Here is a 26962-nt window from a genome sequence, read left to right as displayed (position 1 = left end):
GGCATCTTTTTGCCCAAAATTTGACCATAGCCTCGATCGCATTAACCTTTATCTTTACTTAATCACCATGAGAAAACTACTACGAAAGCACCTGTTCGGCAAGCAAGTTTGCCTGATCGCAGGCTTGCTAATGGTGGATACGTGTTTACCTGGGCACTTAAACAGCGTAATTGCAAAACCCATCCGGTCCGATGTGCGGGTAAGCGGAAAAGTAACCTCCGATGATGGCGAAGCTTTGCCAGGTGTGAGCATTATCATTAAAGGCACAACTACCGGAACGGTAACCGGCAGCGACGGCTCTTACCAATTGTCGGTGCCCGACGGCGGTGTGCTGAAATTTAGCTTTATTGGGTATACAACGCAGGAAATCACCGTTGGCCGTCAGACACTTGTGAATGTGGTGCTGGCCCGTGACCAGAAGCAGCTGGACGAAGTCGTAGTAGTTGGATACGGTACACAACGGCGGGGCGACGTAACCAGCTCCATTGCCAGCGTTAAATCCGAAGACTTTATCAAAGGCTTCGCCCGCGACCCGGCTCAGCTCATTCAGGGTAAAGTGGCGGGGCTATCCATTTCGACGCCCAGCGGTAACCCAACGGCCAATACCCAAATCAGTTTGCGCGGCATTACTTCCCTAAAAGGCTCGACCACACCGCTGATTCTGATCGATGGTATTCCCGGTAACCTCAACACCGTTGCGCCTGAAGATATTGAATCCATTGATATTCTGAAAGATGGGTCGGCAGCAGCCATTTACGGAACGCGGGGAACAAACGGGGTTATTCTGATTACCACGAAAAAGAATCGCGGCGCTTCCCGGTCAACCATTGACTACAATGGGTATCTGAGCGTACAAAGCATTGCCCGCCGACCTGAATTCCTGACGGGTGACGATTACCGCCGCCTGATCGGTGAAGGCGTTAATTTCGTAAACTACGGAGGGTCAACCGACTGGTTCAAGGAAATTACCCGGACGCCGGTTAGCCATGTGCATAACCTGACCTTCCAGGGTGGCAATTCAACAACGAATTTTACGGCTTCGCTCAACTACCGCGATTTGCAGGGAATTTTCCTGAAGTCAGATAACAAGCAGGTAACGGGTCGCGTCGATGTAAACCACTCCATGTTCGACGGTCGGTTGCGGGCTAACCTGAGCGCCATCAGCCGATCGCGAAACTACTGGACAGGCGGCGACGGCAGCAGTTTTAATAACTACGTATATAGACAAGCGGTAATTCGTAATCCAACGGATAGCGTGCGAAATGCACGGGGCTGGATTGAGCGCGATGGTTATTTTTACGACAATCCGGTGGCCTATATCAATGAGTCTTCGGGGGAGAACAAAGACCGCGAATTGCGTTTAAACGGAAGCCTGACCTGGTCGCCGATTGATAACCTGAACATCAAACTACTCGTTTCGGGCAACAAATTCACGCAAATCAGAGGGTACGCCGAATCGAAGCGGCACGTATCGACGGTAAAAAATGGCCGTAATGGCTACGCCTCACGCGGCACGGATGCCTGGAACGACAACCTGACGGAATTTACAACAGACTATTCCAAAACCTTTGGTAATCACCGAATTTCGGCCCTTGGCGGGTATAGCTACCAGGATTATGACGTGGAAAGCTTCTACATGCAAAACTGGGATTTTCCGACGGATTTGTACTCGTATAACCGGATGCAAAGCGGCAATGCGCTGTCCAGAGGGGAAGCGGTGATGAACAGCGGCAAAAGCTCCTGGAAACTGATCGGTTTCTTCGGTCGGGTCAATTACAACTGGGCCAATAAGTACATGCTGATGGCCAGCGTACGACGCGAAGGCTCTTCGAAATTCGGGGCAAACCACAAATGGGGCTGGTTCCCGGCCATATCGGCGGGCTGGCGCATCAACCAGGAAGAGTTTATGAAAGGGGTAACGCTGTTCAACGATTTGAAACTGCGGGGTGGTTTCGGGATAACGGGTGTCATTCCTGACAACTCGTACCAGTCGCTGACGAGCCTTAACTACGGCTCACGTTTCCTGTCGAATGGCGTCTGGATTCAGGGTCTATCACCCGTGCGGAACCCCAATCCGGATCTGCGCTGGGAGCGGAAAGAAGAGTTTAACGTCGGTCTTGATTTTGCGTTGCTCGACAGCCGGATCAGCGGTAGCATCGATGTATACCAACGCACCACCAAAGATGCACTTTGGGACTACCAGGTTCCCGTACCGCCTTATCTGTTCAACTCCATCCAGGCCAACGTGGGTGTGATTCAGAACAAAGGATTTGAGGCTTTGGTAAACATCGTACCGTTCAAAAATAGCGCCATACAGTGGAATACAAACGTAACGTACTCCACAAACAGCAACCGGCTGGTATCGCTCTCGAACGACCAGTTCAGAACAACCAACAACTTCTTCCTGACGGGTGGGACAGGCGAGCCCGTGCAGGAATCGACCCACCGCGTGGAGATTGGCGGACCTATCGGTAATTTCTTTGGGTATAAAGTGGTAGACATCGACGCGGATGGCCGCTGGCTGGTTGAAAGTGCCAAAGGCGAAATTATTCCGATTAAAAATGCCAAACCCGACGACAAGAAAATTCTGGGAAATGGCTTGCCAAAGCACATTCTGGCCTGGAACAACTCGGTTCAGTATAAGAGCTTCGATTTGAACGTGACGATGCGGGGCGCTTTTGGCTTCCAGATTCTGAACTTCCAACGCATGTTCTACGAAAACCCGAAAGTGGTGCAATACAACATGCTCAAATCGGCTTTCGATCCTGTCTTCGGCAAAACCCGCCTGAACAATGACTTGGCGTACGTGGACTACTACGTTGAGAATGGCGATTACTGGAAAATTGACAACGTGACGCTGGGCTACACACCAAAAATAGCCAAAACGAAATGGTTGCGCGGTGCTCGCTTTTACGTATCTGGATTGAACTTGCTGACCATAACGGGTTACAAAGGTATTGACCCCGAAGGAGTTAACCGCTCAGGTTTGAGTCCGGGTAATGACGAACGCGATAAATACCCGACAACCCGTACGTTCACGGCGGGGGTTAATCTCGGTTTCTAAGCATACTCATCTAGTTTTTAAAACGGTCATGGTTAAACAAATGCACTCCAGCCATGAACATTCCCCGCTTCTTGCGAAGCGGGGCCAGGGGTGAGCCATTTTAGATGAAAACAATCATTAAACCCTATATTTTCGCGGCTACGTTGAGTGTCGCAGCATTGGTAAGTTCCTGTACGGATTTGGGCGAAGAAGTGTTTTCCGAGGTAGTTGAGTCAAACTTCCTTCCGACAGCGAACGACTTGCCATCGGTTATTGCGCCGGTTTATTCAAATTTACGGCCCATGATGGCGGGCTGGCAGGGCTATTTTGACGTGCAGGAAGAACCGGCGGATATCATTGTAACCCCTGCCCGGCCCAACGGCTGGTACGATGGCGGAACCTACCAGCGGATGCACCGCCACGAGTGGACCTCCCTGCAAAGCCAGCCGAATGTCCTTTGGGGGAATTGCTATACCGGCATCAATACCGTTAACCGGGTTATCTTTCAGATTGAATCCGGCAATATTCCGGTGACGGTTGGCAAAGAAGCGATCCTGGCTGAGCTGAAAGTGGCCCGGGCTTTCTATTACTCCATCCTGCTCGACAACCACGGAAATGTTCCGATTGTCACCGACTTCAAAGCGACGGAGTTACCCAAGCAGAGCAGCCGGAAAGAAGTGTATGATTTCGTGATCAAGGAGGTGACCGAAAACATGGGTCTGCTCAGCGAAAACGTTGATAAAACGACTTATGGCCGGTTCAACAAGTGGGCGGCGGGAGCCATACTAGCCCGTACCTATCTCAATGCCGAGGTATACGTAGGAACGCCGGAATGGGACAAATGCATCGCCGCCTGCAACGCCATCATCAACAAAGGCGTTTATGTCCTTGAACCCAAATACCGGGACATCTTCAAAACAGCTAATGAGGCTTCTAAAGAACTAATCTTTGCGGTTCCTTACGACGAAATTCTCGCGGCAGAAAACACAATTCACATGAAAACGCTGGACCCTAGCCACCAGCGCGTACTGAGCATGATTGCGCAACCGTGGGGCGGAAATTGCGCCGTGCCGCAGTTTATCGATACATACGATGCGGCAGATACGCGCCTGAAAGATACCTGGATTGCCGGGAAGCAATATGACCCCGCCGGTGCTCTGGTGATCGACTACGTTAATTTTGTGCAGGGAATTGAGAAAACGGAGAAAAACGAAGGTTACCGCATCGGAAAATACGAAATCAAGCAAGGGGCCAGAAGTGCTCTCGGCAACGATTTTCCAATTTTCCGGTATGCCGATATTTTGATGATGAAAGCCGAATGTCTGTTGCGCAAAGGACAGGCCGACGAGGCCGCCAAACTGGTGACGCAGGTTCGGCAGCGGGCTTTCGAAACGACGACTCCGGCTAAAGCAGCAGTAACGGGCGCTGATTTAACCAAAGGCAGCGTTTATAAGTACGGCTATGTGCAGGCCGGGAAAGTAACGGAGCCACAAGGCGGGGATGACATTAAATACGGTCGTTTTCTGGATGAACTGGGCTGGGAGTTTGCTGCCGAAGCGCACCGTCGGATGGATCTGATCCGGTTCGGGGTGTTTGATACCAAAACCTGGTTCCAGCACCGACCTAATGGTAGCTTCCGCAAGTTGTTCCCCATTCCGGATGCGGAGATGAATAAAAATTCAAACCTAAAGCAAAATACAGGTTATTAAGTCCTATCTTGGACAAGCTGCTTAGACAGTTATAGCCTGAAAAAGCGTATTTACAGACCGAGTAGCTTGCTGGGGTTAATCGCTCCGCCCTGGCAGGCTACTCTACTTCATAAATCAAACCGGAGCAAATTCAGTATTACTCAAGGTAGATCTATATACCCTAAAAGAGTCATTAAGAAAACGAATAACCTATGAAATCAATCCGTTGGCTGGAATTGAAACAGCAGCAGACCAAAGCACAGTTTGGCCGAAAAGTTGCTGTTGCGGGGCTGGTAATGGCCGCTTTACTACCCATCGCTGAACCACTTCTGGCTCAGGGCAAGCTGGAAGATTACCAGCGGTCGGCGGCCTTGAAAGACAAGCTGAAAGACAAAATCTACAACACACCGGGAACCATAAACTGGACGCCCAGCAGCCAACGTTGCTGGTATACGGTGCAAACGAGTCGGGGGAAAGAATTTGTGGTGGTTGATCCCAAAAACAAGACCCGGAAGCTGGCTTTCGATCACGAGCAATTGGCCAATAAACTCGGTGAAGCAACAGGCAAAAAGATACAGCCGTACAGTCTGCCTTTCACGACGCTTACGTTTGGGAAAGACGACCAGGAGGTGGAGTTTGAAGCCGAAGGCTCTGTTTGGCAGTATGTGCTAGGAACGTTTGCATTTAGTAAAAAAGGACCCTTCCGGGCGGAGCCAACCGACCGGCGTTATTGGGGCGCGGGCCGGGATGAACGCAGTGGCAAACCCGTCGCTTCGCCCGATAGCAACTGGACGGCTTTCGTGAAAAACAACAACGTTTACCTGCATTCGCGGAAGACGGGCGAAGACACGCAACTTAGTTTTGATGGCTCTGAAGGGGATTATTATTCGGGTTATATCCAATGGTCGCCCGATTCTAAAAAGTTAATTACCAACAAAGTTCGTCCCAACGAAAAACACCTGATTTACTTTGTTCGCTCGTCGCCGGATGATCAGTTGCAACCTAAACTGGAAAATAGAGAGTATCTGAAACCCGGTGATGCCCTGCCCGTTCGTCGCCCGCAGCTCTTTCTGGTGGATACGAAGCAGCAGATTCCGGTAGACGATGCGTTGTTTAATCACCAGTTTAGCCTGTCGCGCATCGAGTGGCGGAAAGACAGCCGCGCGGCCACCTTTGAATACAACCAGCGGGGTCATCAGGTTTACCGGATTCTGGAAATAAACGCCACCAACGGGGCGGTGCGGCCACTGGTCGATGAGCAGAACAAAACCTTCATCGACTACAGCGGAAAGCGCTACCGTTACGACGTGGCCGACGGGAAAGAAATCATCTGGGCCTCGGAGCGGGACGGCTGGAATCACCTGTATCTGTACGATGGTGTAACCGGAAAAGTTAAAAAGCAAATTACTAAAGGCGACTGGGTTGTTCGGAATGTGGTGAAGGTGGACGAAGAAAAACGGACCATTCTCTTTGCCGCCAGTGGTAAAAATCCCGGACAGGACCCCTATTTGATTCACTATTACAAAGTCGGCTTTGATGGCAACAACTTAACGGCGCTCACTACGGAAGACGCCAACCACACCGCTACGTTTTCGCCCGATTATCAGTACTTTGTCGATACCTACTCCCGCGTTGATCTGCCGCCGGTAACGGTGCTGCGCAATACGTCAACGGGCGCGGTGATCATGGACCTGGAAAAAGCCGACATTACGGAATGGAACAAAGCAGGCTGGAAAACGCCCGAAGTGTTTACGGCCAAAGGGCGCGATGGAAAAACGGATATTTGGGGCGTTATCATTCGCCCGACCAATTACGATCCGACTAAAAAATACCCGGTTATTGAAAATATCTACGCAGGTCCGCAAGGCTCATTTACGCCTAAAACGTTCCTGACGAACAACCGTTCTATGCACGAACTGGCCGAACTGGGCTTTATTGTGGTGCAAATGGATGGTATGGGTACTTCGAACCGCTCGAAGGCGTTCCACGATGTCTGCTGGAAAAACCTGAAAGACGCGGGCTTCCCCGACCGGATTCTGTGGATGCAGGCGGCGGCCAAAAAATACCCTGCGCTGGATATTAGCCGGGTGGGCGTTTACGGTACCTCGGCGGGTGGACAAAGCTCGGCGGGCGCGCTGCTTTTTTACCCGGAATTCTACAAAGTGGCCGTGTCATCCTGTGGTTGCCACGACAACCGCATGGACAAAATGTGGTGGAACGAGCAATGGATGGGCTATCCGATTGGACCGCAGTACGCCGAATGTTCTAACGTAACCAATGCGCACAAACTGGAAGGCAAGCTCATGCTGATGGTGGGCGAGGTTGACGATAACGTGGACCCGGCTTCGACCTATCAGGTGGCGGATGCGTTGATCAAGGCCAACAAAGATTTTGAACTGGTGACGTTGCCCGGCGTTGGGCATTCGTCTGGTGGCGATTTCGGCGAACGCAAGCGGCGGGATTTCTTTGTCCGTCATTTGCTCAATACCGAGCCGCCGTCCTGGACCGCGCTGCTCAAAGAAACAAAAGGAACGATCAGCGCCAAATAAGTACCGAGTGCAAGGCCCTTAACCTGAGTCAGAATGTGAAATGGACCACCTAACATTGTGAAAAAACACTTCATCAACATGTCTTATTTAAAAACGTCGGCCTTTGGTCTGCTTGTCTTTTTGGCAGGAACAACGTCGGAAGTGGCGGCCCAGCCCGCTTCGATTAGCCCGCTGTATCTGCAAACCAGCGAAGTACACAACCTCATGACGCAGTACAACGCGGACCGGGGAAGCCTCACGCGTTTCTACACCGTCGAGAATTCGCCCGAACGTCGCGAACGGTTCAAGAAGCTGGACAACGAGTACATGCAGCAGTTGAAAAGCGTGGATTTCGACAAGTTGCCAGTAGACAGTCAGGTGGATTACGTGCTGTTTCAGCGGACACTCCAGATGGACTTACGCGAGTTGGATATCGAAGCGGCGGAGGTGGCCAAAACCCAAGCCTGGTTTCCCTTTGCGGAACGTATGTACGCTCTCGAAAAGCAGCGTCGGCGCGGCATTGCCATGAACGGCGAGCAGGTAGCTGCCGACCTAGCCAAGCTGACCAAAGAAGTTGCCGAGGCCCAGAAAACCGTTGAAAAGTTAGAAAAAATAGATCCGATTATTGCCCAGCGCGCCGAAGGGACCGCCAATGGACTCAAGTCGGCCTTGAAAAGTGTCTATGAATTTTACAATGGCTACGACCCAATGTTTACGTGGTGGGTGCCGGAGCCGTACCGAAAACTGGACGAAGCCTTGGGCGCTTATGCGGCGTTATTTGCAAAAAAAGGAAAGCCAGCGGCACCCGCTAAAGATGATGGCAGCGGCATTGTAGGCGTTTCAGTAGGGCGGGATGAATTAATTCGGCAGCTAGAATTCGAGTACATTTCGTATACGCCCGAAGAGCTCATCGACATTGCCAACCGCGAATTTGCCTGGTGCGACCGCGAATTGCTGAAAGCAACGCGGGAAATGGGTTTTGGCGATAACTGGAAAGCAGCTCAGGAAAAAGTCAAAAATACGATTGTCCCCGCCGGCAAGCAGCCCGAACTGATTCTGCGTTTGTACAATGAATCTGTGGCGTTTCTGAAAGAAAAAGACCTGATCACGATTCCGCCGATTGCCGAAGAAACCTGGCGGATGATTATGATGACGCCCGAGCGCCAGTTGGTCAATCCGTTCTTTACGGGTGGCGAAGCCATCAGTATTTCGTATCCGACCAACACCATGTCGGCAGAGGACAAGCTGATGAGTATGCGCGGAAATAACCCGCATTTTTCGCGGGCAACGGTGCACCACGAACTGATTGCGGGGCACCACCTGCAAGGCTACATGAACAACCGGTACAAAACCTACCGCCGCTTCCGAACCCCGTTCTGGACTGAAGGCTGGTCGTTGTATTGGGAAATGATTTTGTGGGACATGAAATTTCCCCAATCGCCCGAAGATCGGATTGGAATGCTGTTCTGGCGGATGCACCGCTGCGCGCGAATTATCTTTTCCCTGAACTATCACCTCGGCAAGTGGACGCCTCAGCAATGCATTGATTTTCTGGTGGATCGGGTAGGACACGAACGAGCCAATGCCGAAGGCGAGGTGCGTCGTTCGTTCGCGGGGCGGTACGAGCCGCTCTACCAGCTGGCGTACATGACCGGCGGGTTTCAGTTTTATTCGCTAAAAAAAGAGCTGGTTGACAGTGGAAAAATGACCTACAAGCAATTCCACGATAGCATCATGCAGCAGAATTCCCTGCCGGTAGAAATGATTCGGGCGGTGATGACGAACCAAAAACTAAAGCGCGATTACAAGGCGAACTGGCGGTTTTACGTACCGTCGGGAACGGCATCGCGTTAAGGGCTAAAAGGGGAAGGCTGGGGTAAATGGATTACTTCAGCCTTCTTAAAACAGCCTACCTAAAGAGTAGAAGATAAATTATAAGTTGCTCGTTTTCAGGTATTCTTTGGGTGTCATACCCGTGATGACTTTAAACTGCCGGTTGAAGTTGGACAAGTTCGTATAGCCACAGGCAAAAGCAATCTGGCTAATGCTCTGGCCGGATTGGTGCAGGAGCCGACAGGCGTGTTCTACCCGAACTTCGTTCAGCAAATGCGAGAATGTTTTGCGGGTGTGAATCTTGAAAAAGCGACAGAAAGCGCTGGGAGTCAGGTTGGCAACGTCGGCTACATCCTCGAGCGTAATGGGTGAATCGTAATGTTGCAGGATATAATTGAAAATCTGGTCGAGGCGCTGGTGGTCGTCCGGGCGGCGGGGCTGCTCGTAGGCCATCGTAGACAAAATTTCGCGGGAAGAATTCGAGGCTAACTCGTCGAGCACGAGTAAAAAGCTGACAATCTGTTCGAAAGGGCGCAGGTGCGGCAAACTCTCGAAGCGTTCGGTCAGGGATGTTGAGCCGCCGCAGCGCAGGCGAACACCGTGGCGGGCTTCGCGAAGCAAGTGGTTGAGCGGAGCCAGTTCGGGCAGGCTAAAAAGGCTGTTGCTGAGCGTCTCGGCCCGAAAAAAGATTGACCACGAAACCGAACGAAGATGGCTATTGGGCTGAAAGTATTCCGGGTCGCTCCGAAAGACGTGCGGAAGGTTATCGCCCAACAGCAACATGTCGTAAGGGCGAAAGCGGTCAATTTTGTCACCAACAACCTGCGTTCCCTGTCCTTCAAGGATAAGCGTTAACTGAATCTCAGGATGAAAATGAAGGCGGTCATAAAAGTGAAATTCATTATCTTCCTGGACGCGAAAGGAGCGGTCATCGACGGTCGGCACTCGAAACAACAGTGGTTTCATTAATACATTATTGTTGGATGTTGATGATGTTTGAGGGAATTTAGGTAAAAATAGTATTAAAATGCATCAATAGTTGATGAAAATTTCTGGGGTTTATTTCTGAATTTTGATTCCGAGACAATTAATAAAAAATAAAATGGCAACTACCGTAAATTGGGAGGGCGTCTATCCAGCTCTTCTGACTCCTTTCACCGCTGACGACCAGCTTGATCTATCACTATTTAAACTCAACTTACAGGCGCAAATAGACGCTGGCGTGCAGGGTGTAATCCTGGGCGGATCGTTGGGAGAGGCGAGTACAATTACGCCAGAAGAAAAACTTCAGTTACTGCAAGCTGCCCTTGATGTTACCGACGGACAGATTCCAGTAATCGTAAACATCGCCGAGGCCGTAACCAGCGTCGCTGTCAAAGCGGCTCAGGATGCCGAAAAAGCGGGTGCTGATGGCTTGATGTTGCTGCCTCCCATGCGGTATTACTCAGATCCGCGCGAAACCGTCGAGTTTTTCACGACGGTGGCCAAGGCAACCTCATTGCCAATCATGATTTACAACAATCCGGTGGATTACAAAATCATGACGAGCATCGCCATGTTTGAAGAATTAGCGAAGTACCCCAATATTCAATCCGTTAAAGAATCAACCCGTGATTTGACGAACATTATCCGCATGCGCAACGCGTTTGGCGATCGTTTCAAAATCATGGGCGGTGTCGATACGCTGATCATGGAATCGGTGGTTCTTGGTGCCGATGGTCTGGTGGGTGGTCTGGTCGATGCATTCCCGGAAGAAACAATGGCCGTTTACAACCTGACGAAAGCGGGACAAATTGCCGAAGCCCGGGAAATTTACCAGTGGTTTATGCCGTTATTAGAACTGGACATCCATCCTAAACTGGTGCAATACATCAAGCTGGCGGCTACGGCCACCGGAATTGGCTCAGAATACGTGCGTGCGCCGCGTCTGGCCGTCATTGGCGAAGAGCGGGAACGCGTTCTAAACATTATCCAAACTGCGCTGGCAAAGCGCCCTGAATTAACTTCTGTTCGTTAATTGATGTCAGCTTACCACTTTTTTTGTATCGATGCTCACACCTGCGGCAATCCGGTTCGGGTGGTAACAGGTGGGAGCATTCCGTTCCTGCACGGGACGTCAATGAGCGAAAAACGGCAGCATTTCCTGCGCGAATACGACTGGATTCGGAAAGGGCTGATGTTTGAGCCGCGCGGCCACGACATGATGTCGGGCAGCATTCTGTATCCGCCCATCGACCCGGCCAACGACGCCGGGGTGCTGTTCATCGAAACATCGGGCTGTTTGCCGATGTGCGGTCACGGCACCATCGGGACGGTTACGGTGGCTATCGAACAAAATCTGATTCGGCCCAAAACGCCGGGTGTGCTGAATCTGGAAGTGCCCGCCGGACTGGTTCGGGCGGAGTATGTGCAGGAAGGCCAGAAAGTAAAATCGGTCAAGATCACCAACATAAAATCGTATCTCGCCGCCGAAAAGCTGACGGTTGAGTGTCCTGATTTGGGTGAACTAACCGTGGATGTCGCCTACGGCGGTAATTTTTACGCCATCGTCGATCCGCAAGCCAATTTTCCGGGTTTGCAGCATTACAAAGCCGAGCAGCTCATTGGCTGGGCGCGGGAGATGCGGCAACGGATGAACGAAAAATACACGTTTGTGCATCCCGAAAATCCGACCATCAACGGACTGAGCCACATCCTCTGGACGGGCGAACCCCTGAAAGAAACGTCTACGGCGCGTAACGCGGTGTTCTACGGCGACAAAGCCATTGACCGCTCGCCCTGCGGCACCGGCACGTCGGCGCGGCTGGCCCAGTGGTACACCAAAGGCTGGCTGAAACCGGGCGAGGATTTTGTTCACGAAAGCATCATCGGCTCGATTTTTACGGGACGAATCGAAGCTGAAACCGAATTAGCCGGAAAACCAGCTATTGTTCCCAGCATTGAAGGCTGGGCGAGAATTCACGGTTACAATCACATCATTCTTGACGAAGATGATCCGTACGTACACGGATTCCAGGTAATATGACACACGTTGGTATCGTTGGCGGAGGAATTAGCGGACTTAGTTCGGCCTACTATCTGCACAAGGCGGGACACCGCGTTACCGTTTTCGATCGCGCTCCGATTACGGATGGTTGCTCGTTCGGCAATGCAGGCATGATCGTTCCCAGCCACATCATTCCGTTGGCGCAACCCGGGATGATGGCGAAAGGAATGCGCTGGATGCTGCGCTCGACCAGCCCATTTTACGTGAAGCCGCGTCTGAACATCGATCTGATGCGCTGGGGTTGGCTGTTCTACCGCCATTCCACGGAGGCGCACGTCCAGCGGTCTATTCCAGCCTTGCGGGATATTAGTTTGCTGAGTAAAAAGCTGTATCAGGATATGGCCTCAAATGGCGATCTGGATTTTGGCTGGCAGGAACTCGGTTTACTAATGCTCTATAAAACCCCTTCCGCTGAGCATGAAATGGCCGAAGAAGCGGACGTGGCCAACAAGTCGGGCATCGAAGCACAGGTATTGAATGGTCAGCAGGTGCAGGACTTAGAGCCAAAGACGCAGGTTGATGTACGCGGAGCCGTTTATTATCCCGGTGATGCGCACCTGAATCCGGGACAGTTGATTCGTTCGATGGTGGCTTATCTGCGTAAAGAAGGCGTGGAGATTCTGGAAAACCACGAAGTAACCGGCTTTACGACCTCCGGCTCGCGGATTACGGCGGTACAGACGGCGCAGGGCGCTCACCCCGTCGATGAGCTGGTTATTGCCGGCGGTGCGTGGTCGCCCCAACTAACGCAGCAATTGGGTTTTTCTCTGTCGTTGCAGGGTGGCAAAGGCTATAGCTTCATGGTGCGTAACGTAACGAACAACGTTCGGGTGCCGGCCATCATGCTCGAAGCGCGGGCTACGGCTACACCCATCGGGCAGGATTTACGCTTTGCCGGGACACTCGAAGTTGCCGGGGTTGATTTGAGCGTCAACATGAACCGCGTAAAAGGAATTGTGCAATCGATTAATCAGTATTACCCTGATATTCAGGTCGATTTACCGCAGGTCGATAAAGTGTGGAGTGGGTTGCGGCCCTGTTCGCCGGATGGCTTGCCGTACATTGGCCGAACTCAACGTTATGAAAACCTGATTCTTGCCACCGGGCACGGCATGATGGGCGTTAGCCTGGGACCTGCTACGGGTAAATTAGTGGCCGAAGTAGTGGCTAATCAGTCATCCAGCATGGATATCAGCGCCTTCCGTTCAGAACGCTTTTCCTGAAAAAGCATGTAGCGTTACTAGCTTATTAACAAATTGAAGTAAAAAGTCCGGACAAGGGAGAAGATAAGCCCTGGTTCGGACTTTCTTCTTATATTTACGCGATATAATACAAGCCTTTTTTTAACCTATTTTACCTTATGAATACTCGTCGAGTGCGTGTATTTCCGCGTATGTCACGGCGGGCTGTTATCCTTTCGGCAGCCGGTTTGCTTGCTGGTAGCACGTTGATTAGCGCTTACCAAAATACAGATCTCAACCGGGCCTCAAAATCCTACCTGACCAGTCTTTTTTCGCAACTAAACGAAGACGATAAGCATGATCCGAAATATGCCGTAGCGGCTTTGGACGTGGCGCCGGGTCTGGAAGCAACGCTTTTTGCCGCCGAGCCCATGCTGATCAATCCAACCAACATCGATGTAGACGCGCGGGGGCGGGTTTGGGTTTGTGAAGCGTATAACTACCGTCCGGCGATCAACGGAAACCCAACGCACGCAGAGGGGGATCGAATTGTCATTCTGGAAGATACAAGCGGCGATGGCAAGGCGGATGTCAATAAAGTTTTTTACCAGGGGCCTGAACTCGAATCGCCGCTTGGCGTTTGGGTACAGGGCAATAAAGTAATTGTCTCAAATAGTCCCCACATCTACGTATTTACGGATGAGAATGGGGATGATAAAGCCGACAAAAAAGAAATTCTGTTCACGGGCGTAAGTGGCGAACAGCACGACCACGGCATGCACACATTTGTGTTTGGACCGGACGGCAAGTGGTATTTCAATTTTGGAAACGAAGGCAAGCAGATTCGGGATAAAGACGGAAAACCAATCTTCGACCGAACCACAGGCTTAGCGATTGACGCCAAAAGCTACCGCCAGGGCATGATTTTTCGCTGCAATCCCGACGGCAGTGAGATGGAAGTAATGGGCGATAATTTCCGGAATAATTACGAAGTCGCGCTCGATTCGTACGGGACCATGTGGCAGTCGGATAATGACGACGATGGCAACAAAGGCGTGCGGATTAACTACGTAATGGAGTACGGCAATTACGGCTATACGGATGAGATGACGGGCGCTGGCTGGCAGGTCAGCCGAACCAATATGGAGCCGGATGTTCCGAGTCGCCACTGGCATTTGAATGATCCCGGCGTTGTGCCCAACCTGCTGCAAACGGGTGCGGGTTCGCCAACCGGCATCATTGTGTACGAGGGCAAGCTGTTGCCGGCTCAGTTCCAAAATCAGGTGATTCACTGCGATGCGGGACCCAATGTTGTTCGGGCATACCCGGTGCAGCCAGACGGGGCGGGCTACAAAGCCGAAATTGTGAATATTGTGCACGGTGCGCGTGATCAATGGTTCCGGCCTTCGGATGTCTGCGTGGCGCCGGATGGCTCGCTGATTGTATCTGATTGGTACGACCCGGGCGTTGGCGGTCACCAGGCGGGCGATCAGGCGCGGGGACGGATTTTCCGCATTGCCCCGCCAAATACCCCTTACAAAATGCCCAAAGTGGACGTAACCACGACCGCCGGGGCAATCGAAGCGTTGCAAAGTCCCAATATGGGCGTTCGCTATGCGGGATGGAACGCCTTAAGAGCGTTGGGTGACAAAGCCGAAAAAGACCTGGCGAAGTTCTACAAAACGTCGGCGGAACCCCGCATGAAAGCCCGGGCGCTCTGGCTCCTGAGTAAATTGGACGGTAAAAAAGGAAAGAAATACGTAGAACAAGGGCTCAAAGAAACCGATCCTAATCTGCGCATAACCGCCCTGCGTGCCGCCCGCGAGATGAAGATGGATCTTATCCCTTATCTGAAAAAGCTCGTTAATGACCCAAGTGCGCAGGTGCGTCGCGAGTGTGCTATTGCGCTGCGCCGGAATACGTCTTCTCAGGCTCCTGAACTTTGGGCGCAGTTAGCCATGCAGCACGATGGCAAAGATCGCTGGTATCTGGAAGCCCTCGGCATTGGCGCTGATGGACAATGGGACTCGTTTTATACGGCCTGGCTCAAGCGGGCGGGCGTTAATCCAATCGGTACGGCAGCCGGAAAAGACATTGTGTGGCGTTCGAGAACGAAAGAAGCTGTTCCGATGCTGGCGCGTTTGGCCGCCGATCAACAAACGGACATGAGCCAGCGGCTGCGCTATTTCCGGGCATTCGATTTTAATCCCGGTGGTACGGAAAAATCCAATGCTCTGCTGACAATCATTAAGAATAATCCGGGTAATACCGAAATCAATAAGCTGGCACTCCGCCATTTAGATCCTTCTTTTGTTAAGCAGTCTCCTGACGCAGGAGCGGCCTTAGCCAAACTGATGGATGAGGTGTACGGCACGAAAGAATACATGGATCTGGTTTCCCGGTATGAGCCGAAAGCCGAAAACAAACGCCTGTTGCAACTAGCAACCCAAAATGCCATGACGGGCATGGGCCGGGATGCTTCGCGGCAACTGCTGAAACAGGAGGGTAGCCCCCTGATCTGGGAAGTGGTTAACGGCAGCAATACAGACGCGGTAACGCAGATGCTACTGGCGCTTCGCATGGTTGGTACGAAAGAATCCATCGATATTCTGAAAACAGTAGCTCTGGATGAGAAACGTCCGGCGAGCTTGCGCATGGATGCCACGCGGGCATTAGGTGGTAGCATGAACGGAGCCGATGAGGTGCTGGTGTTGCTAAAAGGCAAACAGATCAAAGGAGATTACAAAAAAGCCGCCGTGCAGGGCGTAAGCAATGATTGGCGGAAGGGCGTTCGGCAGGAAGTGGCTTCGTACCTGGATGGGGCGACTGGAGCTGAAGGGAAAAAACTACCCGGTATTCCCGAACTACTGGCCATGAACGGCGATGCAAGCCGGGGCGGAATGATCTTCAAAAACAATTGCTCCGTGTGCCACCAGGTCAACAGCGAGGGCATGGATTTTGGTCCCAAGCTGTCGGAAATTGGCAGTAAGCTAGCCAAGGAAGGACAATATCTGGCCATTTTGTACCCAGATGCCGGTATTAGCTTCGGCTTTGAAGGTTGGGAAGTAAAGTTTAAAGATGGGAGTACCATGGCCGGTATTGTTTCCAGCAAAACCGAAACCGATCTGCAAATGAAATTTCCTGGCGGCATCGTAACCAACTACAAAATGAGCGACGTGGTTTCCATGAAGAAAATGGATAGTTCCATGATGCCCAGCGGCTTGCAGGAAGCTATGTCTACGCAGGAATTAGTAGATCTAGTGGAATATCTGGCCAGTCTAAAGAAAAAGTAAACCCTCAATTGATACCATGCTACAACGACGTGACTTTGTAAAATCTACCTTAGGCCTTGCTGCCGCAGCGATGACAGGAAGTGTTGCCAACGCCGAGAACTGGCATTCTCAACCTGCTTTCGTGGCTAAAAATAAATTTAAGTTAATGTACGCGCCGCACTTCGGCATGTTTTCAAACAGCGCGGGAAAAGACCCGATTGATCAGTTAAAATTCATGGCTGACCAGGGTTTTACGGCTCTGGAAGACAATGGCATGATGGGTCGCTCGCCCGAAGAACAGGAAAAAATCGGGAAAGAGCTGAACCGCCTGGGCATGAAAATGGGCGTATTTGTAGTGGATAAAGGAGGTAATTCTCAAAATTCGCTGGCGGCGGGTAAGAAAGAATACATCGATATTTTCCTGAATGGTTGCAAGCGGGCGGTTGAGGTGGCAAAACGGTGCAATGCCAAATTCATGACGGTGGTGCCGGGCGATTTCGAACGGAACTTGCCGATTGGGATTCAAACGGGCCACGTCATTGATGCGTTGCGTCGGGGCTCCGATATTCTCGCGCCGCACAATCTCACGATGGTATTGGAGCCGTTGAGCGATACGCCTAATCTGTTTTTACGCACGTCCGACCAGACGTACGAAATCTGCCGGGGCGTCAATAGCCCAGCTTGTAAGATTCTGTTTGATGTTTACCACATGCAGAAAAACGAAGGCCACATCATTCCGCACATTGACTGGTGTTGGAGCGAAATCGGTTATTTTCAGATTGGTGATAATCCGGGCCGGAAAGAGCCAACAACGGGCGAAATCAATTACAAGAAAGTTTTCGAGCACGTCTATAAAAAGGCCAAGGCTGAAAACAAGGAGTTTATTTTTGGGATGGAACACGGCAACTCCAAACCGGGCAAAGAAGGGGAAGAAGCCTTGATTAAAGCTTATATAGAATCAGATAGCTTTGTGGTCTAATTAGCTAAAAGACAAAATTTATCAAAAGCCCGGCCATTTGGCTGGGCTTTTGCCTGTAAAAGGCGTAAAAATGTTACAATACAACCACTGAATTTTCGTCTAAAGAGACACCACTGGCTATATATTTGTCCGCTTCCGGATCGTTAATCCAGGTTTCGTCATCCACCAAATAGCGGAATGCATACTCCTGACCGAGTGGCAATTCGAGGGTTATTTTGTATGAGCCATCTTTCTGTGACTTTAGCGGAGAAGCTTCTGGTTTCCAGTCATTAAACGAACCGACAAGAGCAACTTTTTTTGCGCCGTTTACCGCTTCGGCAGGCAACGAAAAGGTTACTTTAGAAATGGTTGGTTTACTTTTGACAGACTTTTTTTCAATAGCCATAAAAGGAAATAGTATTTGGTTTCGATTACGAAGTTATATATTGATTTAATACAATGCAATGTGTATCAGTTTCTTGTAAAGAGTAACTGTAATAAAAGTCCTATTCGCTTACAGGTTTAACTTAAAATATAACAAAAATTACCTCATTTCTTTATGCAAAAAATGAGGTAATGGCTTCATCAGAAAGCCCCTTAAAGTTTTCCTTCAAAGGGAATTACTAACCGGATACTTACGTTTCGTCCCATGCTGTAAACACCCTGACGACCTGTTACCGGATTTGCATCCAGGTATTTCAGGCGGCTCTGGTGACTTTGGTAAGCAACGTCAAACAGGTTGGTAGCGGCCAGATAAATAGAAAATAAGGTATGTTTACTGTTCGACACAATATCTCCGCCAACGCCAAGATTGACAAGTGTATAGCCGGGCGTTTCCGTTTCCGTATTGTAAGCGAGCAGCACTCGATCCTGCCGCTGCGTGATTTCCATATCGGCCGAAAGGTAGATATTGCGCAATCTGTTTTTCCAACTGTCTCGGGTTAATTTGACCTGCGTAATCCAGCGCGGGGCGGGCATAAATGGCAAATAACGGGCAGCAGGCTCTTTGGCCGCTAAATTTCGGGTAAAGACCGATGAATAGCTCTGGGTGAAATTTAACCAGCGGGCACCAACCGGATTCCACGTAAATGTAGCTTCCAGACCCCGCAGGCGGGCATTGCCCTGCGCGTACCGGAAAACAGGAACTCCATTGATGATCGAATCCTGACCGGCAGGACTCAGCACGCGCTCTGAATACGTATAGTTCTGAATGGAATTCTGGAAAATACTGACATCCAGGTAAACGCTTTTTGCCTCGAAGGTAGCCCCTAAATCACCCTGATAAGCCACCTCGGGAAGGGCTTTCAGATTACCAATTTCGTATCGGAACGTACCGGCGTGTTCGCCGTTGGAAGATAGTTCGGGAACGGTTGGCGCGCGAAAACCACGGGAGGCATTGGCGCGGACGGCTAACCTGGAAGTGAGGTTGTAAACGCCACCGGCACTGGCGGAAATATTCTGGTAGGTTCTTTGAAAACCAGGGAAGCGTTCGATGGCACCGGGAACGGGTTGCGCCTGAAAAAGACCTTCGGGATCAATGTATAATTTGTTGATATCCAGATTGCGAATGTCATACCGAACGCCGCCGCTGAGTTTCAAACGGTCGTAACTTTTCTTCGTAAAAACAAAAATACCGTTATCAAACAGGTTGTAGTTTGGATAAAGAGTCTGGCTGCCCCGGTTGTCCAGATTCTGGCGCATTCCATTAGTTCCCAGCGTTGTTTCCCAGCCTTTTCGGGCGGGCAGATTATAACGGGCGTCGTAATACATGGTTTGCAGAAACAGGTACAAATCGGCAACACCAGGCGCAAAAACGTTTCCAAATTCGACCCGGCGATTCTGAGCGTACGACAGATTAACCGATAAAGAAGACTCGCCCAGTTGGAAATAATTGTTGAGTGAAACTTTGTAGTTGCCGAGTCGCTGCGAATTCGAGGGATCGAAGGTGCGGCCATTTAGTTCATTGGCGGGAGCTGGAATAAAGCCGTCGGTGCTGTCGTTCAGCGCAACCGCTTTGGTGAATTGCCCCCGCTCGTTCCGGGTTCCGGTAACGATGCTATAGCGCTGAAATGACCGGACAAAATACAGGCGAGAATAGCCCCATTTCTTATTCAGACCCAGGAATCCGTTAAAGTTAAGTGGCTCCTGAAAATTTGAATTATACACGCGACCATCTACCGGATTGCGGTAATTTTTCGCATCTTTCCGACTCGTCTGAAGGTGCCAGACAAAGCCATTTTTATTACCGGCAACCTGCGCCGACAAGCCAACCATGTTATTGTTCGTCATGTAGTTGGTTAACACGCGACCAACAATTTTACCTTCTTCAACGGGGCGGGGCGACAAAATGGACATGACCCCGCCAAGGCCGTCGGAACCGTACATGAGGCTGCCAGCGCCCCGGATGATTTCGTAGCGGTCAATGGAATATTCGTCGACCTGGATGCTGTGTTCTTCGCCCCATTGGTTGTCTTCCTGCCGCACGCCATCGTGCATGGTAATGACGCGGTTGAATCCCAACCCCCGAATAATGGGCTTGGATAATCCAACACCCGTTGAAATCTGAGACATGCCGGGGAGTTTCGCAACTGCATCGATCAGGTTAGTCGAAGGTGTTTGCAGCCATTGAATTCGAGAGAGCGCCGCAATAGGAATGGGACTTTCCTTGATGATTGTTTTGGTCGATGAACCCGACACAATGACTTCTTCCAGGGAATTGACCGAGTTTTCCATTGTGAAATCCAGCGTCTGAACGCCCGGAAGCGTCACTTTCTGCACAATGGTTTTGTGCGAAATAAAGGACACCTGAATGGTAAAGGTGCCGTTGGGCAGGTTAGCCAGGCGATAGGATCCATTGACATCGGTGGTAGCGCCCGTACGGAGTTCAGGGATGAAAATAGTTGCCCCGATAACGGCCTCGTTGTTTTCCTGGTGCTTTACCTGACCGGATAAGGTATGTTGTGCAAGGGCAGAAGAAAGGGCAAAAAAATACAGGCAGAAGGAAATAATCTTTCGCATAGAAAAGGAAAAATACAATTGAACAACATAGATGTACCTCACTTACCCCAGAAAAGGAGCAAGGAAACGACGGAACTAGTTGCTAATTGCGGGTGGCCCCCGGTGCGAAAAGTGGTAAAAGGAGTAAGAGAGAAGCGTTCGTTTGTATGCAACAAAACGCGCGGATTGGATCAACAGCAGGGCCGCAAAGACAAAAATGGCCACGGCTGGACCTTCGAAGACCAGGTTAGAAACTGTATCAAGCCAGAACAACTCCTGCGTGGTGTGGGTATTAGGCTGATAAGGACTTTTATTGATCGGCCAGTAGGGGTGAGCGTGGATGATTACCCGCCCGCTTGGAAGCTTGTGCGCGTGCCGGAATACAATGCCATTGACCATCATCATGCTGAAGATAATCAGCAGAATGCGGGCAATAAGGCGTCGGTATGCCAGCAGAAGAGTCATTTAGGGGGATGAAGTTTAAGCAACTATTGATCTGTTGCCACTTGCTAAGCCACAAATGTAGGCGAAAATTTAGACGAACCTAAATTTTCCTATATTACGTTATTAAAACTTTATTTTGTACCATTATATACTTCAAAACTTCCAGCGCAAAGCAGTTGGGAGTGACCTAGTTTGCAAGTAAGAGCTCATTAAAAGTGATGTAGAATATTGTCGGGTTGTAAATAGATTTATCCTATATTCACTGACTGACTTCTAAACCACACCATGAAAAAGCTGCTTATTCTCTTCCTATTGACGCATACACTTTACGCGCAAACACCATCGTTTAAAATACAGGTGGTTGACAACCAGATCGATATTGGCTATGGCCTGGCGATTGGCGATGTCGATGGAGATAAAAAGCCGGACATCCTGCTGGCTGATCAGAAAGAAATTGTCTGGTACCAAAATCCTGGGAATCAAACCGGAAACTGGACGCGCCATGTGATGGCTGCCAACCTTACACCACAGGATAATGTTTGCATTGCTGCCCGTGACATTGACGGCGACGGGCGGGTAGAGGTGGCCGTGGGGGCTGGCTGGAACCCCTCCGAAACAGCGGACTCAACGAAATCGGGTGGCGTATTTTACCTAATCCGGCCCCAGGACCCAACGAAAAACTGGGAGCCGGTGCGCCTGCACCACGAAGTAACGACCCACCGCATGCGCTGGGCTAAAGTGGGTCCTAATCGGTATCAGCTTATTGTTGTTCCGCTGCATGGGCTGGGCAATCGAAACGGGGAAGGGCGCGGCGTTCGGATACTGGCTTACGAAAAACCAACTGATCCGCGCAGCCGCTGGACAACGCAACTGGTGGATTCGACGCTGCACATGACGCATAATTTTGAAATCTGGGAAGATGGCGCCGAAACACGGATGCTTCTGGGTGGCAAAGAAGGCAGCAAATTGGTGCGTTTTCTGGCTGGGAAATGGGAGCAGACGGAGCAATGGATCGGTCAGGGCAACGGCATGGGCGAGGTGCGTCGGGGCTTTCAAAACGGCAAGCAAGCGTTGGTGACTTCAATCGAACCCATGCACGGCAACCGGCTGGTGGTATACCGACCCAATCAGAAAGACGGCCAGACCCTGACGGACCGCATGAACCAGGGCCACGCGCTGCTCTGTGGCGACTTTTTAAAAATGGGAAGCGACCAGATTGTGATGGGTTGGCGTAATCCCAATGCGGACAAAAAAGTGGGCGTTCGGCTCTTTGTGCCCGACAAAACCCTGACGACCTGGCAGGAATTTCCGCTCGACGATAGCGTGATGATGGCCTGCGAAGATTTACAGGCTGCCGACCTCGATCAGGATGGCGATTTAGACATTATCGCTTCGGGCCGCGCCACCCTGAACGTGCTGATTTACTGGAATAATACGCCAGCAGGTAAGCGCTAAATCACTGTGGAACAGAAGTATACTTGATGGCCATACCGCCCAGCTTGTATCCATTTACATCGGCTGAAATGTAATATTGGTAGCGAACGTCCATTAACGCATCCGCACCAATCTTCTTAGCTTCCAGCGTTAGTTTAGCCAGCAAAATTTCCTTTTGTTCCTGATTGGTGCCTTTGGACAAGAGCCGTCCGCCCCGCTTCGGTCGTTGTTTATCCGTTAAAGGTGTTTCTTCCGTAAATTCCAGCCATTTTAAATCCGTGTAATGCGCTTCGGGGCGTGTCTGATTGGCATAGAAAACGTCAACCGGGTAGTTTGGCTGTGTATTTAGCGAAATCGCCGGTCGGAAGCAGCCCATTAGCAGACCACCTAAAAAAAGCAGTAGCAATAGAGATTTTTTCATTCGCATTGGGGTAAACGAGCTAAAAAGCCCACTTCATCAATTAATTACGGGTTCAATAAAAGATCAGCAATGACTTTGGGAAAATGCTGATGCTCTAAAACTTGTATTTTTTTGGCCACATCTTCCGGCGTGTCAGTTGGTTCAACAACGCACTTTGCCTGGAAAATAACATCACCTTCGTCGTATTTTTCATTGACGTAATGAATGGTAATGCCGGATTCAGTTTCGCCACCCGCTACCACCGCTTCGTGAACAAAATGGCCATACATGCCTTTACCACCAAATTTAGGTAATAATGCCGGATGAATGTTAATGATGCGACGCTCGAAAGCCTTCACCAGAGAGGGAGGGAGCAACCACAAGAAACCGGCCAGCACAATCAGGTCAATCTGTTGATTTTGGAGCAGTTCCGTGATTTCGTCGGTTTGGTAAAAGGTATGTCGGTCAAACAAAAGAACGGGTATATGCAAGCGCCGGGCCCGGTCGATGACACCCGCTTTTGGGTTGTTTGACAGAATTAATGAGACTTTTACTTCATCATTATTCGTAAAGTATTCCGCAATTTTTTCGGCGTTGGAGCCGGAGCCAGAGGCAAATAAAGCAATTCGTTTCATGCAGTGCGATAACAGACTTTGACAAAGTTCTGAAACTTTACTAAAATGAAATGGCTTTTTTCAGGAATCCTGCTTCTTTTCTTGGCTTGGCATAAATTGATTGCCATCTTGCAGCCAAGAAATGATTATTTTTGGGCTTGCCGATCTGGTACTTATGCTTACTTCTCATCAACTCACGTTTTCGTATTCTCCCGATAAACGCTTCTCATTTCCCGATTTGCACTGCAACGACCGGGAAGCGCTGCTGATACTTGGTCAATCCGGGCGGGGGAAAACAACATTGCTGCATCTTCTGGCCTTGCTGCTCAAACCTGAAAGTGGTTCTATTCAAATCAACAGAACAGATTTAACGCAGCTTAGCCCAGCCGAAACGGCGGCTTTTCGGGCGGCCCACGTAGGAATCGTTTACCAGAAGCCTCACTTTGTTAGTTCGTTGTCGGTGCTCGATAATTTGTTGCTAGCGAATTATTTAGCTGGGAAATCACAGGATAAAAATCGTGCCCGTAAGTTGGCGGAGCAACTGGGTTTTGCGGATCATCTGGCTAAAAAAACGCACCAGTTAAGCCAGGGTGAACAGCAACGGGTAAGCATTGCCCGGGCTATGATGAACCACACAGGTTCGGAAGGATCGGTGATTCTGGCCGATGAACCCACGTCCAGTCTGGACGACGATAACTGCGCCCGCGTGGTAGCGCTGCTGCGGCAACAATCCGAGCAGATTGGCGCGAGTCTCATTGTCGTCACGCACGACCAGCGGCTCAAAGATGAATTCGCCAATCAGGTTCTTCTATAACCTGGGACTATCCTAACAAAGTAACGCTTCGCGACAGAACCGTTTTAAACGTACGACAATGAATCTCCTGAAAATAAGTTGGGCTAACCTGAAAGATAAGCCGCTGAGCAGTTTCTTGAGCGGCTTGCTAATGACCCTGGGTATCAGCATCATCTCGCTGCTTTTATTACTGAATAAACAACTGGAAGAGCAATTTAGCCGGAATATCAAGGGCGTCGATATGGTGGTGGGCGCAAAAGGCAGTCCGTTGCAGTTAATTCTATCGAGCATTTACCAGATCGATGCGCCGACGGGTAATATTCCGTTGGAGGAGGCGGAGAGACTGGCTAAAAACCCAATGGTAAAAACGGCCATTCCGCTGTCAATGGGCGACAATTACCAATCGTTTCGCATTGTTGGAACGGATAAACGATACGTCGATCATTATGGGGCATCGGTTGAGGAAGGAAAGCTATTTAAGAAGGCGCTGGAAGTAACAGTCGGTGCGCGGGTGGCCCAGATTACTGGTTTAAAAATTGGCGATGAGTTTGCCAGCTCCCACGGACTGGATGCGGAAGGGGAAGAGCACGGGGATTCGAAATACAAAGTGGTGGGCATTTTCAAGCCGAGTAATAGCGTAGTTGATCAACTGATTTTGACGGATATTTCGAGTGTGTGGGCCATTCACGACCACCACGAAGAAGGGGAGAAACACGAGGACGAACCCGCCGGGGAAGCAAAGGCTAGCCCTGCTCCGGTAGCAGAACAGCCAGCCGTGGCTAAACGAAGTGGCCGAATGCCGATGTTGGCCGTACCAGGACCGCCGCCTCAGGAAGAAGAGCATCACGAAGAAGGGGAAGAGCACGGCGACCACCGTGAAATCACGAGTATGCTGATTAAATTCCGCAATCCGCTGGGAATGATGCTAATGCGTAGCGTCAATATGAATTCAAAGATGCAGGCTGCTTTGCCCGCTATCGAAATTGATCGGTTGTTTTCCTTGTTAGGTGTAGGCGTAGAGACCCTGCGCGGACTGGCTATTGCCATCATGATCATCTCGGGAATCAGTGTATTTGTGTCGCTTTATAACTCCCTGAAAGAACGCAAGTACGAAATGGCATTGATGCTGTCGATGGGGGCTACCCGGACGCAACTCTTCGGGATGCTCTTACTGGAAGGCTTGGTGCTAGCCTTAATTGGCTTTGTACTGGGACTCGTTGTTAGTCGGGCAGGACTCCTTTTATTCTCGGCGCGGGTAGAGAGCAGTTATCATTATACGTTGGCCAATCTGGCTATTTTGCCCGAAGAGTGGCTGGTGTTGGGCGTGGCGGTAACGGTTGGCATTGTGGCAGCGGCTCTACCGGCCCTAGGTATCTATCGGATGAACATTTCGAGAACCCTCGCAGAAGAATAACTTTAGTGGAGAAATAAATAAAAGCCCCGTAATCAGAGAGTTTACGGGGCTTTTGCTATCTACATTAACGACCAATTGGCCGAATGCCTGATCTTCGCTCATCCGAAAGAGCGATAAAGCGGTAGTGCTGCTCTTTATTCGACACCAAGACTTCTTTCGACTCATTAAATTGACGCTGGGCGCGGGAACGGGCCGTAGCAAACAATTGCCGGGAAGCTTTTATGCGTTTCACTTGCGGTATCTTTTTCAAATCCAGTTCACCAACCATGGAGGTTTCCAGACACGCAAAATCTTTGCGTGCGCCGTCGCGGTAGTACCCTAGAAAACAGTGGTCAGGAAATAAAATAATAACCGGCTCGATGTGAATGGAACGCAATACCGAAGCAAATAAAACCATCGCATCGGCGCAATTGGCCTGACGTAGATCCCAGGTTTGGTCGACCAGCCGAATGCGCTGGCTGTATAAAGTTGGGGAAGTGCCTGTGCTGGAGTTCGTTGAAATCGAGCTGTAGCGAATTCCGTGTTTTTGCATTGCGTACCAGATGGCAAATACCTGATCGTCCACTGCTTTGACATCATCAGACTGGTAGCCATCGAAAGCGGGGACAATGCCTGTTTGCAAGGCCTCGGACAGAATTTTATCCACCACTGGATCGTCTTCGTTGACGTAAGCGGTATACATATAATTCATGTCAATATTTCCTTTTGGATGGCCTTTTTCTTCCCAAAAATACGGGCAGTCATTGATAGAGCGGAGCGTGGCAACCACCGTTTTGTGCCCTACTTTTACTTCATCAACAAAAGTAGTGATGGTAAAATTAATGGGTGTAGGTTGGTTAAGTCGGCGCAGTTTCTCGTAATCCCAGGCGAGTTGCGGCGTAACTTGGTATTGGCGTCCAGCTTCTAGCAGGATGCCTTCGTACGAAGCGGCTTCACTAAATGGCGTTGAGCTAACCTCTACCCGAACGTGGGTATCAGGCGTTGGATTTTGCACAAACACCGCCACCAAACCATCCCCCTCACCAAGCGTATATGCATCATTTTTTTCGGCCAGAGCTGCTGTTGCCAGAATATACGAGGCAAACAGGTGGTTTTCCATGCCGACCTTGACAGACACCTGCGCTGTTGCTCGGTGAATTGGACGATGAGTGGCTACGTGAGCAATGGATTCTGTGGCTACTTCCAGGGGCGCTAATTGAGCATCAATACTGCCACTCAAAAAGCAAAGGCTAGTAAGAAATACAATATCCCGAAAAAAATGCATTTATCGCTAAGAAGTTACGGTACGATCTTCGGTCCTCTATGCGAATAAACGAA

The 26962-nt window shown here is 50.4% G+C and carries 19 protein-coding genes; 12 read left to right on the top strand and 7 right to left on the bottom strand.

The features are described from left to right. Positions 1–67 precede the first annotated feature (67 nt). The 4 genes from L0Y31_RS00710 (at position 68) to L0Y31_RS00695 (ending at position 9113) form a co-directional block, all read left to right on the top strand. On the top strand, positions 68–3064 hold the full coding sequence (locus L0Y31_RS00710) for a SusC/RagA family TonB-linked outer membrane protein (RefSeq protein WP_234735146.1): 2997 nt from the start codon (positions 68–70) through the stop codon (positions 3062–3064). Positions 3065–3168: 104 nt separating this feature from the next. Continuing rightward, the gene (locus L0Y31_RS00705) at positions 3169–4752 is read left to right on the top strand and encodes a RagB/SusD family nutrient uptake outer membrane protein (RefSeq protein ID WP_234735145.1); all 1584 of its coding nucleotides are present in this window, start codon (positions 3169–3171) and stop codon (positions 4750–4752) included. A 275-nt stretch (positions 4753–5027) separates the two neighbouring features. Continuing rightward, positions 5028–7280 carry a S9 family peptidase gene (locus L0Y31_RS00700; protein ID WP_234737088.1) on the top strand — a complete coding sequence of 751 codons (2253 nt, stop codon included), beginning with the start codon at positions 5028–5030 and terminating at the stop codon, positions 7278–7280. A 78-nt stretch (positions 7281–7358) separates the two neighbouring features. Then, a complete protein-coding gene (locus tag L0Y31_RS00695) occupies positions 7359–9113 on the top strand; it encodes a DUF885 family protein (protein WP_407084051.1) in 1755 nt (584 codons plus the stop codon). 78 nt (positions 9114–9191) lie between these two features. Here the strand turns inward: L0Y31_RS00695 and L0Y31_RS00690 are convergent, their stop codons facing one another. Further along, positions 9192–10058 carry a helix-turn-helix domain-containing protein gene (locus tag L0Y31_RS00690; RefSeq protein WP_234735144.1) on the bottom strand — a complete coding sequence of 289 codons (867 nt, stop codon included), beginning with the start codon at positions 10056–10058 and terminating at the stop codon, positions 9192–9194. 136 nt (positions 10059–10194) lie between these two features. Between L0Y31_RS00690 and L0Y31_RS00685 the strand changes: the two genes are divergently transcribed. The 5 genes from L0Y31_RS00685 to L0Y31_RS00665 all read left to right on the top strand — a co-directional run bounded on the left by L0Y31_RS00685 (position 10195) and on the right by L0Y31_RS00665 (position 17570). After that, positions 10195–11109 (top strand): dihydrodipicolinate synthase family protein, encoded by a 915-nt coding sequence (locus L0Y31_RS00685; protein WP_234735143.1) that lies wholly within the window; start codon positions 10195–10197, stop codon positions 11107–11109. Positions 11110–11112: 3 nt separating this feature from the next. Beyond that, a complete protein-coding gene (locus L0Y31_RS00680; RefSeq protein WP_234735142.1) occupies positions 11113–12117 on the top strand; it encodes a 4-hydroxyproline epimerase in 1005 nt (334 codons plus the stop codon). Further along, positions 12114–13361 (top strand): NAD(P)/FAD-dependent oxidoreductase, encoded by a 1248-nt coding sequence (locus L0Y31_RS00675; RefSeq protein WP_234735141.1) that lies wholly within the window; start codon positions 12114–12116, stop codon positions 13359–13361. The genes L0Y31_RS00680 and L0Y31_RS00675 overlap by 4 nt, the downstream gene beginning before the upstream one ends. Before the next feature lie 137 nt (positions 13362–13498). Beyond that, entirely contained in the window at positions 13499–16612 is a 3114-nt protein-coding gene (locus tag L0Y31_RS00670; protein WP_234735140.1) for a PVC-type heme-binding CxxCH protein, read from the top strand. A 16-nt stretch (positions 16613–16628) separates the two neighbouring features. Continuing rightward, positions 16629–17570 (top strand): TIM barrel protein, encoded by a 942-nt coding sequence (locus L0Y31_RS00665; protein WP_234735139.1) that lies wholly within the window; start codon positions 16629–16631, stop codon positions 17568–17570. A gap of 73 nt (positions 17571–17643) precedes the next feature. On the opposite strand, the gene L0Y31_RS00660 is transcribed toward L0Y31_RS00665, so the two are convergent. The 3 genes from L0Y31_RS00660 to L0Y31_RS00650 all read right to left on the bottom strand — a co-directional run bounded on the left by L0Y31_RS00660 (position 17644) and on the right by L0Y31_RS00650 (position 21011). Further along, complete coding sequence (locus L0Y31_RS00660; RefSeq protein ID WP_234735138.1) at positions 17644–17955, bottom strand: isoamylase early set domain-containing protein; 312 nt, start codon at positions 17953–17955, stop codon at positions 17644–17646. Between the two features lie 191 nt (positions 17956–18146). Continuing rightward, a complete protein-coding gene (locus tag L0Y31_RS00655; RefSeq protein ID WP_234735137.1) occupies positions 18147–20567 on the bottom strand; it encodes a TonB-dependent receptor in 2421 nt (806 codons plus the stop codon). A 75-nt stretch (positions 20568–20642) separates the two neighbouring features. Further along, on the bottom strand, positions 20643–21011 hold the full coding sequence (locus L0Y31_RS00650; RefSeq protein WP_234735136.1) for a hypothetical protein: 369 nt from the start codon (positions 21009–21011) through the stop codon (positions 20643–20645). 264 nt (positions 21012–21275) lie between these two features. Here L0Y31_RS00650 and L0Y31_RS00645 point away from each other — a divergent pair, with 264 nt between their 5' ends. Further along, complete coding sequence (locus L0Y31_RS00645) at positions 21276–22445, top strand: FG-GAP repeat domain-containing protein (RefSeq protein ID WP_234735135.1); 1170 nt, start codon at positions 21276–21278, stop codon at positions 22443–22445. 1 nt (position 22446) lies between these two features. Here the strand turns inward: L0Y31_RS00645 and L0Y31_RS00640 are convergent, their stop codons facing one another. Continuing rightward, a complete protein-coding gene (locus tag L0Y31_RS00640) occupies positions 22447–22845 on the bottom strand; it encodes a hypothetical protein (protein WP_234735134.1) in 399 nt (132 codons plus the stop codon). Positions 22846–22889: 44 nt separating this feature from the next. Next, positions 22890–23459 carry a phosphoribosylglycinamide formyltransferase gene (gene purN / locus L0Y31_RS00635; protein ID WP_234735133.1) on the bottom strand — a complete coding sequence of 190 codons (570 nt, stop codon included), beginning with the start codon at positions 23457–23459 and terminating at the stop codon, positions 22890–22892. A 154-nt stretch (positions 23460–23613) separates the two neighbouring features. Here purN and L0Y31_RS00630 point away from each other — a divergent pair, with 154 nt between their 5' ends. Further along, positions 23614–24252 (top strand): ABC transporter ATP-binding protein, encoded by a 639-nt coding sequence (locus L0Y31_RS00630; protein WP_234735132.1) that lies wholly within the window; start codon positions 23614–23616, stop codon positions 24250–24252. Positions 24253–24310: 58 nt separating this feature from the next. Next, positions 24311–25645, top strand: a complete 1335-nt coding sequence (locus L0Y31_RS00625) for an ABC transporter permease (protein ID WP_234735131.1) — start codon at positions 24311–24313, stop codon at positions 25643–25645. A 64-nt stretch (positions 25646–25709) separates the two neighbouring features. Here the strand turns inward: L0Y31_RS00625 and L0Y31_RS00620 are convergent, their stop codons facing one another. Further along, complete coding sequence (locus L0Y31_RS00620) at positions 25710–26864, bottom strand: hypothetical protein (RefSeq protein WP_234735130.1); 1155 nt, start codon at positions 26862–26864, stop codon at positions 25710–25712. Between the last annotated feature and the right edge of the window lie 98 nt (positions 26865–26962).

The organism is Tellurirhabdus bombi (assembly GCF_021484805.1).
GTDB classification, from domain to species: domain Bacteria; phylum Bacteroidota; class Bacteroidia; order Cytophagales; family Spirosomataceae; genus Tellurirhabdus; species Tellurirhabdus bombi.
Note: the sequence above shows the minus strand (reverse complement) of the source record. Positions and strands in the feature narration are given on the sequence as shown.

Bases quoted from the DNA above. Each gene is read 5' to 3' on its own strand.
- L0Y31_RS00710 (WP_234735146.1), top strand. From the start codon at position 68: ATGAGAAAACTACTACGAAAGCACCTGTTCGGCAAGCAAGTTTGCCTG.
- L0Y31_RS00705 (WP_234735145.1), top strand. From the start codon at position 3,169: ATGAAAACAATCATTAAACCCTATATTTTCGCGGCTACGTTGAGTGTC.
- L0Y31_RS00700 (WP_234737088.1), top strand. From the start codon at position 5,028: ATGGCCGCTTTACTACCCATCGCTGAACCACTTCTGGCTCAGGGCAAG.
- L0Y31_RS00695 (WP_407084051.1), top strand. From the start codon at position 7,359: ATGTCTTATTTAAAAACGTCGGCCTTTGGTCTGCTTGTCTTTTTGGCA.
- L0Y31_RS00690 (WP_234735144.1), bottom strand. From the start codon at position 10,058: ATGAAACCACTGTTGTTTCGAGTGCCGACCGTCGATGACCGCTCCTTT.
- L0Y31_RS00685 (WP_234735143.1), top strand. From the start codon at position 10,195: ATGGCAACTACCGTAAATTGGGAGGGCGTCTATCCAGCTCTTCTGACT.
- L0Y31_RS00680 (WP_234735142.1), top strand. From the start codon at position 11,113: ATGTCAGCTTACCACTTTTTTTGTATCGATGCTCACACCTGCGGCAAT.
- L0Y31_RS00675 (WP_234735141.1), top strand. From the start codon at position 12,114: ATGACACACGTTGGTATCGTTGGCGGAGGAATTAGCGGACTTAGTTCG.
- L0Y31_RS00670 (WP_234735140.1), top strand. From the start codon at position 13,499: ATGAATACTCGTCGAGTGCGTGTATTTCCGCGTATGTCACGGCGGGCT.
- L0Y31_RS00665 (WP_234735139.1), top strand. From the start codon at position 16,629: ATGCTACAACGACGTGACTTTGTAAAATCTACCTTAGGCCTTGCTGCC.
- L0Y31_RS00660 (WP_234735138.1), bottom strand. From the start codon at position 17,955: ATGGCTATTGAAAAAAAGTCTGTCAAAAGTAAACCAACCATTTCTAAA.
- L0Y31_RS00655 (WP_234735137.1), bottom strand. From the start codon at position 20,567: ATGCGAAAGATTATTTCCTTCTGCCTGTATTTTTTTGCCCTTTCTTCT.
- L0Y31_RS00650 (WP_234735136.1), bottom strand. From the start codon at position 21,011: ATGACTCTTCTGCTGGCATACCGACGCCTTATTGCCCGCATTCTGCTG.
- L0Y31_RS00645 (WP_234735135.1), top strand. From the start codon at position 21,276: ATGAAAAAGCTGCTTATTCTCTTCCTATTGACGCATACACTTTACGCG.
- L0Y31_RS00640 (WP_234735134.1), bottom strand. From the start codon at position 22,845: ATGAAAAAATCTCTATTGCTACTGCTTTTTTTAGGTGGTCTGCTAATG.
- purN (WP_234735133.1), bottom strand. From the start codon at position 23,459: ATGAAACGAATTGCTTTATTTGCCTCTGGCTCCGGCTCCAACGCCGAA.
- L0Y31_RS00630 (WP_234735132.1), top strand. From the start codon at position 23,614: ATGCTTACTTCTCATCAACTCACGTTTTCGTATTCTCCCGATAAACGC.
- L0Y31_RS00625 (WP_234735131.1), top strand. From the start codon at position 24,311: ATGAATCTCCTGAAAATAAGTTGGGCTAACCTGAAAGATAAGCCGCTG.